The 14,889-nt window shown below is 36.1% G+C and carries 14 protein-coding genes; 4 read left to right on the top strand and 10 right to left on the bottom strand.

The window, feature by feature from the left end; translation table 11 throughout:
- Positions 1–52 precede the first annotated feature (52 nt).
- Together EL165_RS04065 and EL165_RS04060 are read right to left on the bottom strand one after the other, a co-directional pair.
- Complete coding sequence (locus EL165_RS04065) at positions 53–922, bottom strand: DMT family transporter (protein WP_002979298.1); 870 nt, start codon at positions 920–922, stop codon at positions 53–55.
- 199 nt (positions 923–1,121) lie between these two features.
- Positions 1,122–1,517: a VOC family protein gene (locus EL165_RS04060; protein ID WP_002979299.1), complete on the bottom strand. Its 396-nt coding sequence runs from the start codon at positions 1,515–1,517 to the stop codon at positions 1,122–1,124.
- A 100-nt stretch (positions 1,518–1,617) separates the two neighbouring features.
- Between EL165_RS04060 and EL165_RS04055 the strand changes: the two genes are divergently transcribed.
- Positions 1,618–2,169, top strand: a complete 552-nt coding sequence (locus EL165_RS04055; RefSeq protein ID WP_002979300.1) for an SMI1/KNR4 family protein — start codon at positions 1,618–1,620, stop codon at positions 2,167–2,169.
- A 30-nt stretch (positions 2,170–2,199) separates the two neighbouring features.
- Entirely contained in the window at positions 2,200–2,475 is a 276-nt protein-coding gene (locus EL165_RS04050; protein WP_041461480.1) for a hypothetical protein, read from the top strand.
- 212 nt (positions 2,476–2,687) lie between these two features.
- Here the strand turns inward: EL165_RS04050 and EL165_RS04045 are convergent, their stop codons facing one another.
- From EL165_RS04045 to EL165_RS25760, 5 genes are all read right to left on the bottom strand, one after another.
- The gene (locus EL165_RS04045; RefSeq protein ID WP_346724698.1) at positions 2,688–3,044 is read right to left on the bottom strand and encodes a DUF6624 domain-containing protein; all 357 of its coding nucleotides are present in this window, start codon (positions 3,042–3,044) and stop codon (positions 2,688–2,690) included.
- Positions 3,038–3,589, bottom strand: coding sequence for a TPR end-of-group domain-containing protein (locus tag EL165_RS04040; RefSeq protein WP_126358582.1), 552 nt, complete (start codon positions 3,587–3,589; stop codon positions 3,038–3,040). The genes EL165_RS04045 and EL165_RS04040 overlap by 7 nt, the downstream gene beginning before the upstream one ends.
- Positions 3,590–3,959: 370 nt before the next feature.
- Complete coding sequence (locus tag EL165_RS04035; RefSeq protein WP_002979303.1) at positions 3,960–4,298, bottom strand: hypothetical protein; 339 nt, start codon at positions 4,296–4,298, stop codon at positions 3,960–3,962.
- 330 nt (positions 4,299–4,628) lie between these two features.
- Positions 4,629–6,122, bottom strand: coding sequence for a BspA family leucine-rich repeat surface protein (locus tag EL165_RS04030; RefSeq protein ID WP_002979304.1), 1,494 nt, complete (start codon positions 6,120–6,122; stop codon positions 4,629–4,631).
- 493 nt (positions 6,123–6,615) lie between these two features.
- Positions 6,616–6,882, bottom strand: coding sequence for a hypothetical protein (locus EL165_RS25760; RefSeq protein ID WP_164720325.1), 267 nt, complete (start codon positions 6,880–6,882; stop codon positions 6,616–6,618).
- Between the two features lie 467 nt (positions 6,883–7,349).
- Here EL165_RS25760 and EL165_RS04020 point away from each other — a divergent pair, with 467 nt between their 5' ends.
- Positions 7,350–8,138 carry an XRE family transcriptional regulator gene (locus EL165_RS04020; protein ID WP_002979307.1) on the top strand — a complete coding sequence of 263 codons (789 nt, stop codon included), beginning with the start codon at positions 7,350–7,352 and terminating at the stop codon, positions 8,136–8,138.
- Between the two features lie 52 nt (positions 8,139–8,190).
- Here the strand turns inward: EL165_RS04020 and xth are convergent, their stop codons facing one another.
- Entirely contained in the window at positions 8,191–8,970 is a 780-nt protein-coding gene (gene xth / locus EL165_RS04015; RefSeq protein WP_002979308.1) for an exodeoxyribonuclease III, read from the bottom strand.
- A 194-nt stretch (positions 8,971–9,164) separates the two neighbouring features.
- On the opposite strand from xth, the gene EL165_RS04010 reads away from it, so the two are divergent.
- Positions 9,165–10,397 (top strand): YaiO family outer membrane beta-barrel protein, encoded by a 1,233-nt coding sequence (locus EL165_RS04010; RefSeq protein WP_002979310.1) that lies wholly within the window; start codon positions 9,165–9,167, stop codon positions 10,395–10,397.
- Here the strand turns inward: EL165_RS04010 and EL165_RS26555 are convergent.
- Together EL165_RS26555 and EL165_RS04000 are read right to left on the bottom strand one after the other, a co-directional pair.
- The gene (locus EL165_RS26555; RefSeq protein ID WP_002979311.1) at positions 10,394–13,831 is read right to left on the bottom strand and encodes a sulfatase-like hydrolase/transferase; all 3,438 of its coding nucleotides are present in this window, start codon (positions 13,829–13,831) and stop codon (positions 10,394–10,396) included. The genes EL165_RS04010 and EL165_RS26555 overlap by 4 nt on opposite strands.
- Positions 13,825–14,889, bottom strand: coding sequence for a HEAT repeat domain-containing protein (locus tag EL165_RS04000; RefSeq protein ID WP_002979312.1), 1,065 nt, complete (start codon positions 14,887–14,889; stop codon positions 13,825–13,827). The genes EL165_RS26555 and EL165_RS04000 overlap by 7 nt, the downstream gene beginning before the upstream one ends.

The raw sequence follows: 14,889 nt of genomic DNA, 5'->3' as shown, positions 1-14,889 counted from the left end.
GGACGCTTAAAATAACTTAAGTGTCCGGTTTTGGTTTAACAAAGCTTGATTATTATTTTGTTTTCTTAATAGAAATTACCGTCTGCAAAACCACAGAAGCAATAATAAACAGCAAACCTATATAAAAAGAAAGATTCACTTCTTTGCTTTCTCCAAAAAATAAAAATGCCATAATAATAGCATACACAGGCTCCAGATTGTACGTTAAATTAACCGTAAAGGCAGGAATTTTTTTTAAAACCTCTGCAAACATCACATATAAGCCAACTGTGCAAAAAAGTGATAAAACGCCCAAATAAGCTGTATTTTTTAAGTCAGGAACTATGCTATCTGACTGGAAATAGAGGAGATATACGGGCAAAAGCGCTCCCCAGCATACAGTACCGGCCATCATCTGATAATAGTTGATTACCCTGGTATCAAAATGATTCACCAACCGTTTGTTATAAATAGTATACAAAGCACCGAATGCTGACGAAAAGACACCTAATATAATCCCAAGCTGATAGGAAGTATCAAAATGAAATATTAAACTGATTCCTATAATCGTCAACGTACTGAGAAGTAATTCTGAAAGCTTGAATTTTTCCTTTTCTATGACAGGTGTAAAAACTGCTGTGAAAAAACTGGTCAGGCAGTAGCAAACCACGCCAATGGATATATTGGCATATTTTATACTCGCATAAAAAAGAAGCCAGTGAAATGTAAGCAGTAAACCGGCTTTTGAAATCTGAATTTTCCCACGGAAAGAAATATGACCGGGGATTTTCAGCAGCTTTATAATAAAGAACAAAATAATAGAGGAGAAGAGGAGTCTGTACCAGACAAGCAAACCTTCATTAAGTGTGATCAATTTTCCGAATACGCCTGTAAACCCGGCCAGTATTACGGCCAGATGTAATAATAAATATGATTTTTTCATTAGAGAATGAACTGTAAAATTGGAATTAATATTTTTTTTAGAATGTAAAGCACTACAAAACCTATCGTTAATAAATTAACGACATGAGTACGCTTCAAATTGAATTGAAAATATTAAGGTGCCGGAGGAGGCAGACAGTTCGAGCGGTTCATATTTTGATCTGTTGAAGGCCAAATATAGGAAAAATTATTTTGAATCTCTACATATAAAATACGTTGAACTTGTGTCCGTCAGGATCCGCAAATACAAAACCATAATAATTGTCTCCAAAACTTTCAGGTTCTGAAACAATGGTTCCACCTGCGTTTTTTACTTCATTGGCCCAGCTGTTTACCTGTTCTTTAGTTTCTGCAGAAAGGGTGAATATGATTTCATTGGCGCTTTGCGGATCTCCAAAGTTCATGGTTTTTAAATTTCTTTCGATGATATTTTTTAAGAAAAAATGGATGACGAATTCATTTTCCCCGAAAAAAAAGCTGACCAGTTCATTAGAGCTGTGCGGATTATTAGGCTTGAATCCCAGTTCTGTATAAAATTTCTGTGTGCGCTCAAGGTTGGTTACGGCCAGATTGGCCCAGATCATTTTAGGTTTCATAGGATTGAGATTTTGGTTAGGATAAAGGTATTGTGTTTAATTTTCATAAAAACTGTCATGTGGCAAGATTTTGTATTTTTAAGGAGGAAAATGAAAAATTATGGAAAATACTCTTCAGGAATTAGATATTCATCTCAAAAGAATAAGACCGGATTTTTACGCTAGTTTACAGGATTCACTTGGAGAAAACGCTATAAATAAACTGGAAGAGAAATATGATATACGGATTCCACAGGATTTGAAGGCATTATATCTGTGGAAAAACGGGCAGGAGAGTAGTTCTTATGATGCCTTTGTGAACAATTCTGTTTTTATGCCTTTGGAGCAGTCACTGGATACTGCTCAGGAACTTACCTCCATGATCGGGACAGATTTTGATATCGAAAACTGGTGGAACCGTCATTGGATTCCGATCTTTCATAATGGTGGCGGAAGCTATATCTGCTATGACACAGAAGGAACTTTTACCGGGAACAAAGGTCAGATTCTTGAATTCTGGAACCGTGACGCCGACAGAAATGTAATTGCTTCCAGCCTTGGAAGCTTTTTAAAACAGCTCAACGATTATTATAAAGGATTATCTGCAGATCATACCGATGAATTTATTGCTGTGGAGAAAGAAAATGGTTATCCTTTAAATTTCTCATTATAGCAATTTAACATAATGTATGAATAAAAAATAATGAATAAAAATATTATACATAAAATCAATGCATTAGGAGCAAATACAGACGCTGTCAATATTTCTGAAAATTTTGCTGAAAACTGGAAGAATATAAGGTTCAACAATCATCTTTATCACAAAGACTGGCAGTTGTACGGGATTGATGAGTTTCTTTTGTGTGTACTACAGATCCTGATCAGTCGAACCCAACAGTTTACAGCACAGACCATGAAGTATATTTCCAGGAAATTGAAAGCAAAGGAAAACTGGAGGATTTCCTGGACAGATTCATGACTAAAGAAGAGTTCTCAGAAAACGTTATAACATATTTGGAAGAAAAAAGTAAAGAATAAGGGATTCTCAGACGATTAATACTCTATTGCAGGGGTATTATAAAAATCCTATAATTTATATTATGTTAAATTGAATATTATTTGAGTTCCAAAAATTCAAAACCCGTCCCAGATTTTCATTATTTTAAATTCTCGATTATAGCACCAGATTTTTCAAGTAACAATCTTCCAGTTTTTAACGTAGTCAGAGATTGGACCCAATCCAACTTCTGTTCTTCTTTTATCTACATTATCAGGATCTAGTAAAGGTAAAACATAGTAAGTATTATTACTTTGATTGATTCCTATCTGGCTTCCGTATATTTGTTTTCTGCCTTCCCGGATTTCTATTCTGTCAATTAACAAAGCTAAAGAACCGGCACTTGCATTTCCTTTTGTGACAGCTTCTTTCATCATTGGGAGATATTTTTTCTGCGTTTCAAGATCTGAATGTTGAATGACAAGAAATAATGCACTGTTGGCTTGTGCGCCTACTTTCTCTTTACCAACCCAGCCTTGCTCATCTAATATTTTTTTACTTTTATTAAGTTAAGTGAGTCTTTCTGCATTGTTATTTTCCAAAGATCATTCATTTCTTTAGATTGCGGACCAAATTTTTTCTGGGTTTCGTCCATTTGCATTCTGTATTTTTGGTCTTCCTCGAGAATTGCCAATAATTCAGCCTGCAGGGGTTTGTCATAATTGGCTTCTATTGCCGCTATTTTTTTTTCTAACTTTTCAATTGTTTTCCCCCACTCTTTTTTTGAATGTAAATTATCCAAATCAGTATCAGATTTTAAGTGCTTTAGATTGGTCCAGCCTTTATCTATTGACAGGTTCAGCCATTTAAAGGCTTTTTTCGTATTTCCTGCTAAAGCAGATGAGCAAGCACCGTTATATAATTGGCTTGGATTTTCACTTTCAATTTTAAAAGCTTTATCATATACATCAGCAGACATTTTATAATCTTTTGCTCTGTATAATTGATCGGCTTCATTTATTAATTTTGAATATTCCTGAGCATTAACGCCTGTGAATAAAAACAATAATAACAAAGCATAAATAGTGTTTCTCATGTTTCCTGTATTTAATTCTTAAATTTTAGATGGTTATGTTTTGTTCAGGCTACGAATATAAAATTTATTTTATGATTGGATTGTTAAGAGATCATAAAAAATGACATTCGAAGTTTTTAGTTTTTATTCTAGCAGGTATTATATCAAATTTCTCAAACTTACCTATGCTTACCTAAAATCGGTTTTAAATATTTAGCTAAATCATTTTCTAAAACTTCCATTAAATTAATCATTTCAGAATCAAATTCGTAAACTACTAATTTTAGATTTAGGTTTAATTCTTTTGTCCAATAATAAAGTTGTAACCCCTGTGTCCTATCTACTTTATAATAACCTAAATGTTGAATTAATCTTCCCCAAAAATGACGTTTTACTTTACCAACATATAATATCCTACTTTCAGGGATTGTTTTTTTGCAGGAATTGCTTTAGAGTTTTCAGAATTTGCATATTCTCTTATTTTTTCAGCAATTTCTGAAGATAAATTCTCAGATAATATTTCAAAATAATATAAACAAGGTCCCTTTAATTCTTTTAATTCAGAAAACATTGCTTTATATTTTTCAGAAAGTGTAATATCACTGTAATTGAAATCTTCTAATTCTGTACAATTTATATAAAATTCTTTAGTACTTTTGGTTCCTTTTTCTGCTAAGTTCTGAAAAGGAAAAATTGATTTTCTACTTATTTCTTTAATGATTTCTTCCATAATTGTATCTTGGATTTATAAATTAATACCTTTTTTAGCTAAGTATGTTTGATCAAAGATAATTATTCTAATTTGTTAAAAATTATGGAATACCGTAAGAATCATTTAAATCGCTTTTACTGATTAGCACTATTCTGCATGCGTCCGCCAGTTATCAGTGTACACTCTGAAAACATATTGCTTTTTCACCATTATGAACTATGTATAAATGGTTCATGGCAAGCCTGAAAATTTTGCATTTCATTAAGATTTTTCGGTTTGACCAAAAAAAGCTCCAAAGTACAAAGACTTTGGAGCTAAATTTAAATAGCTAACCTTTCGGCTGATTTGCTATTGCTTGGTAATTTTATTGAAAAAAGTATCACCTTTAAAGATATAGTCTCCTGAGGGATATTCAGTAAGATCGATGGTATTTTTCCCTTTTCTAAACAATATATTTTTAATCAGGTTACCGTTATTATCATATAAATAAACATTTTCATCTAATGAGGATTCCACATTGATCACTCCTGTCGTTGGATTAGGATAAGCGGAAGTTTTCGTTTTTGGGGAAGCTTCTCTTGTTGATAAAAAGCAACCTGAAATATAGGAATCTCCAATAATATTAAAACCTTTGTTGATCAGCTGGGCTCTGGCCAGCATCGCTTGTGGTGTAGAATAAACCAATCCTGCTGCATCTATAGTTCCGGACGTTATTGTGGAGTTCGCCCAGGTAGGATTATTATTTAGAGCAATGAGAAAATTGCTGTAATTCGTACATGATAAACCTACATTTTTAAATCCAAAATAGATTGAATTCCAGCTAAAGTTCTGAAGCTTGATATCCCACGCAGAAATATCCTGGTCAAAATGCGAAGCCCCTGCAAACATATTAAATCCGGCGAAATAATCAGCCTTGCTTACATCCCAGTTTCCGATGGGCTGATTGAATGACACTGCATTTTCAAACATATGCTCAAAATCTGTTACTTTACCTGTATTCCAGTTATCAAGTGGCTGATTAAATGCTGCCGCATTATAGAACGTATAGCGGAAATTGGTAGCATTTTCTGTATTCCATGAATTTAATGGCTGGTTGAAAGCTGTGGCATCTGCAAACATGGAGGAAAAATCAGTTCCGGATGTTGTGTTCCACGCTGAAATATCCTGATTAAAAGAAGAGGCAGAAGAAAACATGCTGCTAAAATTGGTTACTTTTGATGTATCCCAGTTTCCGATGTTCTGATTAAACCGCGTTGCTCCGCTGAACATACCGCTCATGTCTGTAATACGGAATGGATTCCAGTAAGAAAATGAAGTATGGCCTGTCAAAGATGAACAGTTAAGGAACATTTGCGATAAACTGGTGATCTGTGTTAAATCAGGAGTATCTGCAGCCGTTACGTTAAGATTGGGACAGTTGGCGAATGCTCTGTCGAATTGCTGAAGCCATGTAGTATTTCCCCATTGGCTGAGTTCTATGAGTTCCTGATTTCCACCCGGAGGCATGATATCTGCATTGGCTCTGAAACCGTAAAATGATCCGTTCCCGCTGGATACTTTTAATTCGTAAGTGGCCTGCAGAGGATCTGGATGAAATGATGGCCCAAAATATATAAGTAAAGGTTCATTGCTGCTAGAGGTTACATAATCATACATCCCGTTATGTTCAGGATATCCTACTTCTTCCCAGTGAATGGTGTAATCGGTTCCTGCGCCGCCGAATCTTATTGAATGATCAATGATGCCGTTTGCATTGGGTTTCCAGATGGTAGTAAATTCATTCTGCGCATAGGAAATGCAAAATAAAAAGAGAAAAATGATTATTAGTTGTTTTTTACACATAATTTAAAAAAGTTGTTTTTAAGGTTAAAATTGGGTTGGGTAAGACAATTAATTTCCCGGGATTCTTTATCTTATCTCTGATACAAAAGTACTGGCGAACAGCGACAAAACTCGTCGTGTTATAATTTAATGGCTTGTTTTTTTAAGTTTTTTTGATGTAAAAAACCTCTAAAAACTACTTGGAAATGGTAATGACAAAATTTGTATTGGAATGTTGATTTTGATAAGAAAAGATGCCATAGAAACATTGGCAAATGCAGACTAATGAAGGAAAAATGAGCGCGTTATTCAGCAGCATTTTTACAGATTACAGCAATATAGACATGGTTACAGCTCCTCATAGCTGCCATGTTAATAATAAGTTGCTGAAATGTTTGGAATAAAAAAATAAATAGGAATAAAAATTCTTAAAAGAAATGATTTTGGACTAAGGGCATAAAAAAAAACCGCTCTGAAAAGAGCGGTAAATTTTTAATGTCAAATTGTTTGCTGATTAGCAAGTAGAACCGCACTCAAGTAATTTGATGTGGATTACACCGTTAACAACACATTGTGTCTGGCATAAAGCGTTTGTTACAACAGTGCTTACACCGCCTACTACTCCACCTACTGTAGATCCTACGCCAGTTACAACACCACCAACGATAGTACCTACACCGCCTACTACTCCACCAACTACACCTCCTAGTCCACCTAGAAGTCCGCCGATTGGATCTAGTAATCCGTTACCTGAAATAGCTTTTAATTCGTTTCTGTCCAATTTTTTTAAGTTTTTCATAACTATATTTTTATATGATTATTACATCACGAATATATGAATAATATTTACACAATTGCAAATTATTTTAAATAAATTAATTATTTGTTCTTATTGTTTAATATTTCATTAATATATAGGTGTTTTAATAAAAATATGATTTTCACTGATATGTGATTGATTTTCTAAATGTTAAAAAACATAACTCAATTTATGAAATTTGGAGTTATTATTTATGTATTAAAATATATTTATTGTTGTTTATTTTTTAATTTATATAGAATCATTAAAATTCTTCTTAAATAAGGCTTGAATGGATAGAAAATGAGTCTTTAAAATGCTGCAATTCATCCATTTCGTAGAGTGATAGCGAAATAATCAATAAAATTTGCTTCCTGCAGGCAGTAAAACCCATATGAATTACTGATAACGGAATCAAATTTTGTATTTTTGCTGACATACTTTTATCAATGTCAGTTTTTTCAAATAATATACGCTTTTTAAGAGCCAGAAGAAAGCTCTCCCAACAGAATGTAGCCGATGAACTCATGATTTCAAGAGTACGGTATTCAAAATATGAAAATGGTATATCTGAACCTCCTATTGAACTGCTCGTAAAAATCTCAAAATATTTTCATGTGAGCATTGATCTTATACTTTCTGTAGATCTGGAGAAGCATCCGGTGGATGAAATGCTGAAACTTCCGGATAACAGGATTGTTCTTCCGGTAGCGGTGGATACTCAAGGAAATGATACCATAGAAATTATTCCTCAGAAAGCCTCCATGGGATATCTGGAAGGATACAGCGATATAGAATATATTGAAAGTCTTCAGCGTATTGCGCTTCCTTTTCTTAACAACGGAAAATACAGGGCCTTTCCTGCAGATGGTGATTCTATGCCGCCGTTCAGGAGCGGTTCTTATATAGTAGGAAAATATGTAGAAGGCATTAATGAACTGAAAGAAGGCAAAACCTATGTTTTTGTTACGCTGAATGATGGTATTACGTACAAGCGTTTTAAAGAAAGAAAGGAAAATGCAATCTGTGTAAGTGCTGATAATTCATTTTATGAGCCTTATGATATTCCTTTTGAGGAAGTAGTAGAAATCTGGCAATATGCATCTGGAATTTTCCCGGAAGATTTTGAACCGGGTGATTATGAAAACTATAATTTCAAAGAGATGTTCCGGGAACTGAGAAAAGATATCAAAGATCTTGATAAAAAGATCTCAGGCCGTCGTCGTAAACAGTCATAAAATTAATATCTATAATAAAAATGCTCCTGAAGTTAAATCAGGAGCATTTTTATTATAATTCCTCAGAAAGTTCAATCCATACGGGAGCATGGTCGCTGCTTTTCTCCCAGCCCCGCACTTGGCGGTCTACTCCACCACTTTGTAACCGGGATTGAAGGTAAGGGCTCAATAAGATATGATCCAGTCTTATCCCTGCATTTCTGTCATAAGCTTTGTATAAGTAATCCCAGAACGTATAGATTTTTTCGCCCGGATAGAGGCTTCGTATAGAATCCAGCCAGCCTTTTTTCTGAAGATCCTTATATGCTTTTCTTACCTCTACCCGGTATAATGCATCATTTTCCCAGCGTTCAGGTTTATGGACGTCAATAGGTTCCGGAATGATATTAAAATCGCCTATAAGAATGGCAGGAAGTTCCATTTTAATGAGCTGATCGGTTCGTTTTTTAAAACGTTTGAGCCATGATAATTTATAATCAAACTTAGGCCCTGGATAAGGATTTCCGTTAGGAAGATAAAGGCAGCATATCACCATCTGATCTATAATAGCTTCTATATAACGGCTTTGAATATCGTCTGGATCACCTGGTAAGGATCTTTGTACTTCTGTGATTTCTTTGTTTTTCGCTAATATGGCCACCCCGTTCCAGCTCTTCTGTCCATTCCAGATGGCCTGATATCCGGCGTTATTGATTTCCTGCAAAGGAAAACGTTCCTGAGGTGCTTTTAATTCCTGAAGACAGACAATATCCGGTGAAGCTTCTTTCAGCCACTTCAATAAAACAGGCAGACGGCCGTTGACTCCATTTACATTATAGGTTGCTATTTTCATGATGAAGGTTTTTTGGAAAATCAATTTTTTTAAATTACGACAATAATTATTCCATCATAAATATCTCTTGGTTGGTATTTTGCGAAATAATAATCTAAAAAAATTAAGTTTTGATGAATAATCTCTGGGCTGTGAGGTAAAAGTTCAATATATTTGTGATACAAGATATAGCTCATTAATATTTAAATCCCTCGATGAAAAGATATACGACCTTTTTATTAGCATTACTTTTTCCTGTTACGATGTATGGACAGCAGAATCTCACTGCTGACGAATTGTTTGCTAAAGCCCGTACCACGGCTTTTGAACAGAAAGACTATACAACTTCTATAGCGCTGGCTAAAGAAGCATTGGAAAAAGCGCCGAATTATACAGATATTTCAGTTTTTCTTGGGAGATTATATACATGGAATAAAGATCTTCCCGCGGCGAGAGCAGTATTTGAAGACCTTGGAAAAAGAGGTGTTCAGGATGAAGATTATTTTCTGGCCTACGCCTCATTGGAATACTGGAATGATGAGAATACAAAGGCTGTCGAAATTCTTGATAAAGGTCTTTCATACCATCCAAAATCCGAAGCACTTTTGCTGCTGAAGGCGAAAGTGTATTTTGGGATGGATCATTATGAGGAAGCTGATCAGGCTGTAAAGACTCTTTTATCCATTAATCCTAAAAATACGGAAGCAAGAGCTCTTGCTGTGAGAATAAATGATCTTTCTTCTAAAAATGCAGTTGGAATTGTTTACAACTATTCCCATTTTGATAAGCAGTTTGATGATGACTGGCATATTGTGGGAGTAAGCTATAAGAGAGTAACTCCTATCGGTTCTGTGATTCTTCGCGGGAACTATGCGAATAAATTTGCGCAGGGAGGAACGCAGATTGAGCTGGAAGCTTATCCGAGACTTTCGAAAATGTTTTATCTGTATGTTGGCGGAGGATATTCTGGTGATGTCGGTCTTTTCCCGAAATACCGTACCGGAGTTTCTTTAAATGCCAACCTTCCCCACAGCTTCGAGGCAGAATTAGGTTACCGTCAATTGTATTTCAGCAACAGCATCTGGATGTATACTGCGGCTGTAGGAAAATATTATAAAAATTTCTGGTTCAACCTGCGTACTTATATTACGCCGGACAGCAAAAATATTTCACACTCTTATACGGCAACGGTACGATATTATACAAAAAGTGCCCAGGACTATTTTGCTTTTCAGATAGGAACAGGAATCAGCCCTGAAGAAAATCGTAATAACCTCCTGGAAAATGAGACTTTTAAGCTTAAAACGTTTAAAATAGGTGCTGAATATAATTTCTCTTACCGCACCAATCTGTTTTCAGTTGGTACCATGTATTATAATCAGGAATTCCGTCCGGGTGAGAAAGGAAATCAGTTTGATATTACTTTAGGTTACACCAGAAAGTTCTAAAACTTTGATTTCGTTTTTTTCTTAAAGTTAACCATTACCGAATCAGGCATCAGTTTTTTAGTGGAATAAAACTTTGCATTCATACTTTTATACTGATTGAATCTGCCATTGATCTTACTCATGGCTGCCGCATCATTGGAAGGATCTTCTTCCAGATTCTTAAGCGTGAAAAGCTTTCCGTCATGGATATAATACTTTTCAGATACGAAATCAATAAGCTGGTTTTTACTCTGCATCATTGGAATTCCTGCCTTGCTGATTTCAGCATCTGCAGAAAAGCCTCTTCCTACCCATGTTACGGTAGAAGGTGTTTTGATCTGATAATTATTTCTGTAATAGGCCAGAATAGAAGGTGCAATATCAAAATGGCTTACTGTTTTATAAAAACGTTTTGATTCCTTTAATAAGGGTGAATAGATCAATAACGGTACATGAAATCTGTCTATTTTAGACTGTAAAGTAATTTCAGGCATACTGTGATCCCCTGTAATGACAAAAATTGTATTGTTATAATCCGGGCGTTTGCTGTAATTTTTAAAGAAACCTTTAATCGCATCATCGGCGTTCAATACTGAAATGAGCTGATCTTTATGAGCTGTTGCCCACTTTTTCTGTTCCGGAGTTAAAATCCCGGAATTAAGCCTTTGATTGTACAACTTTTCATAATAATCTTTATTGTTGATTAAAAAAGGATTATGGGTTGAAAGCGTAAGGATCATATTGAAATACGGCTGATTCTGCGGTTTTTGCTGCTCCTGCATTTTACCAAAAACGGCCTGGTCTTCATATCCCCAGCTCTCTCCGTTGCTGGCAGGAAGTTTGCGGTACGGACTGCTGAATAATGCTTCATCTACAATGTGATCTACTCCACTGTATTCCAGAAACTCACGATACCGGTCAAATGATGTATGGCCTCCATAATAGAACCCCGTTTCAAATCCGTTTGCTTTAAGAATATTATAAAGATTGAAGTTCTCCGGTGTTTTCTCTATTTCAAGGAACCCGTTTTTCCCGAAAGGAAGTGAACCTGTTAAAGATGGTAACGCTCCGAATGTTCTTCCTGCTGAACTTAAACTGTTCTCCCAGTACAAGCTTTTATTAGAAAGAGAATCAAGGTAAGGAGTAAAATTACCTATATATCCTTTGGGTGATGTATACGCATGTCCGAAGCCTTCCATGATAAGGAAAACAAGATTGGGAACCTGCTCGGATCTGTTAAAATATGATCCCAGGAAATCGGGTGTATTTTCTTTTCTCCAGAATGGAAAATTTTTATCAAGCATTTCCGCATTGGCGGTATAGTCTTCATTTTCGCTTAGCAATTCAGTCAGCTCCGGGTGATCACTGATGAAATTATCTTCGTTGGATTTAAAGAAATAAGCCCATTTACTTTTTGCTGCATTCTGATTAAACTCACTTTCACTGCTCAGAATTGTTGATCCTACGATATCGGAAGGAATAAAAAAAGCAGCCAGCCCCAGCCCCATTATTATTAATCCCGGATACATTGTTTTTAAAGCTGTTTTACCGGCAATCCATAAAGGAATAAATGAGCCGGCTATTAAAATTCCCAGTAGCGCAAAGTTTTTAAAATTGAGCATCCCGCTGGCCTGTAAGATTTGCTTTATTTCTTCTTTACTGTAATATAAAACATCTGCCCCCAATACATTACGGGTTTCAGAAAAATACAGGAATAAGATATATTGGGTAACAGCTACAATGAGCAGGGTTACTATGCCCAGAATCCTTGCCCAGCCTTCTTTGATAAAATTGATGATCAGATAAACAAACCCGATGCAGAAGGTCAGTCTAAGAGCAAATAAAATATTTTCTGTGAAAAGATGGCCAATGATAGCCGGAGTTTCAAATTTTGGAAAGATATACTTATACCACAATGATTCTGCAACTACGCCAACCAAAAATAAAGCGAAGAAAATCAATGCCAGCATTCCCCACTTTTTAAGTCCCACCTGAAGAATAGCATATATTCTTTCTTTCAGAGGTAAATTTTGTGTACTTTGATTAAAGCCTTGTCTGGTCATTTCACCCCATCCATGCGATTTTTTGAAATAATCTATAAACCCGTTTACCCCTGCTTTCACCACAATAGGATGGAAATAAAAAGGTTCGGAAAAGGCGGTGAAAATCAATCTGAGGAAATCTTTCCTTTTGGTATAGACCTGATGGCTTACAAGGTCTACCAATATGGCATAAATAGAATACAGAAAGCCCATCGAGATCACAAGAGCGAACAGAATTACAAAAAACGGCCAGTTGATAATTCCCAGCAATAAAAAAATGATAAAGATGATGTATCCTGAAAACTCGATAAGCGGCCCCAAAAATTCAAAGAAAAACCAATACGGCAGACTGATCATTCCTAATTTTCTGTATTTCGGATTGAACATCAGCTTCCTGTGTTTCCACAGGGTTTCCATCGTTCCGCGCATCCATCTGTTTCGTTGTTTTCTGAGAATATCTTTGGACTCGGGAACCTCTGTCCAGCATAAAGGATCCGGAATGGTAAGCACTTCATAAGGTTCGTTCTTCTCTTCCATGTATTTCCTCATTCTTACCACCAGCTCCATATCCTCTCCCACTGTACTTTTATCATAACCTCCGCATGCCAGCACAATTTTTCTGTCAAATACGCCAAAAGCGCCTGAGATCAGAATCAGACCGGATGCACGAGACCATGCCATACGACCGAGTACGAAAGCCCGGATGTATTCCAGAGCCTGTGTTCTTCCCAACAGAGTCTTCGGCATGTTGACACTTACTACTTTTCCGTTTTCAATGACACAATTGTTGGCCAGACGAATTACTCCACCGCAGGCGATGAACTTTTTATCGGTCTGCTCCAGCATCGGTTTTGCCAGTTTTAAAATCGAATCCTGCTCCAGAATACAATCTACATCAATGCAGACCAGATATTCCCCTGAAGAGATATTGACTCCCACGTTTAATGCATCTGCTTTTCCGCCGTTTTCCTTATCAACAACAATAAGCTTTTTAAAGGCCGGATTTTTACTTTTATAAACTCCTCTTACAGCATTGGTTTCGATTTTCCCCTGGATGAAATAAGCCACCGATTCCAGTTCATAAGCTTCGATCAGTTTTTGTATGGAATCATCCTTACTTCCATCGTTTACAATAATAATTTCCAGATTATGATAGTAAAGGGACAGCAGGGAGCGTACATTTTCCACAATGGTCATGCCTTCGTTATAGGCCGGAGCAATAACACTGAATACCGGCGCATTGGGATTGGCCGCAATGATACTGTAATCTGTAAATGTATTTTCTTTTTTATAACGCAGTACAGCGCCCAGTGCATATATTCCTATCCACCCATAGATAAGGGTTACTGCTGTTCCGTAAATCAAAAACAGCCAGATAACAACTTCATAGATGATGTGCGAGAATTCTAACATACTTTTTCCTGTAATGCGTATTTAATGATTTGAATTAATTCTTCTGATGTTTCCCTGTTCAATACTTCTGTCAGATACTCCTGCTTTTCAAGTGCACATAAAGCTTCTGCGGCATACACTTTCACACCTGAATCGGTGCCGTTCAATAACTGGTCTTTCAGGAAATCTGTACTGCGCTGGTCTTTTGACTTTTTCATGACCTTAAGGATCTCTTTCTGAACTTCAACCGGCTGATGCGGATAGACTTCCATAAGATGGGTAATCGTAGAAGAGTTTTCCAGTGATAATAATGTTTGTACCGCCTGTATCCGTACTTCAGAAGAAGAATGGTCCAGCAGATTAATAACAGAAGAATAAAGGGGTAGTATCTGAAATTTCCTTAACAGTTTAAGGGTGAAAATAACTACGGAATCATTAGAGCTTTCCATCCAGCTTTTAATATGATCTCCTGAGTTATCAGGAATCTGATTTATTGAAAGAAGCAAACGAAGCTGCTGCCATTCTGATATGGTGGAGGTAATGCTGCTCAGGAAATGAAGTCCTTCAAATCCTTTAAAGTGAACCATTGCATATTGTGCTTCCTGATATACCTGAGCTGAAGGATGGCTTAAAAATGTAGATATTTTGGGTAATGCTTCTTCTACATTCATAGACGTAAGTTCCTGTATTCCCCCTGCAATTAAGTGCACTTTTTTTTGACTGAGTTTCTTAAACGCTTCTTCCTGAAGCCCATAATCACGGAATAAGTCTTTCAGTTTGTTTTGTGCTGCTCCGGAAAATTTCTTTTCAGATTCTGCCAGCTTCTGTAGAAATAAATTTCTGAATAAGGAACTGCCAGCTGCTGATGAGAAATTATCATCCGGAGATATTTCATCTTCACCATATACAATCACTTCTGAGATTCTCTTATTGATTACTTCTGACCATCTGGAAGCCTGCAAGGATTCTCTGTACTGATAAAAACTGTAGATCAGCACTACAATAATCAGCAAGAGAACCAGGGAAAGCATCCCCAGAAAAACAAGAAAAAGAAAATGTATAGAAGTGGTGAGAAACAT

Source organism: Chryseobacterium gleum, assembly GCF_900636535.1.
Lineage (GTDB): Bacteria > Bacteroidota > Bacteroidia > Flavobacteriales > Weeksellaceae > Chryseobacterium > Chryseobacterium gleum.
The sequence above is the reverse complement of the archived record's forward strand: the minus strand, read 5'-3'. Positions and strand labels throughout refer to the sequence as shown.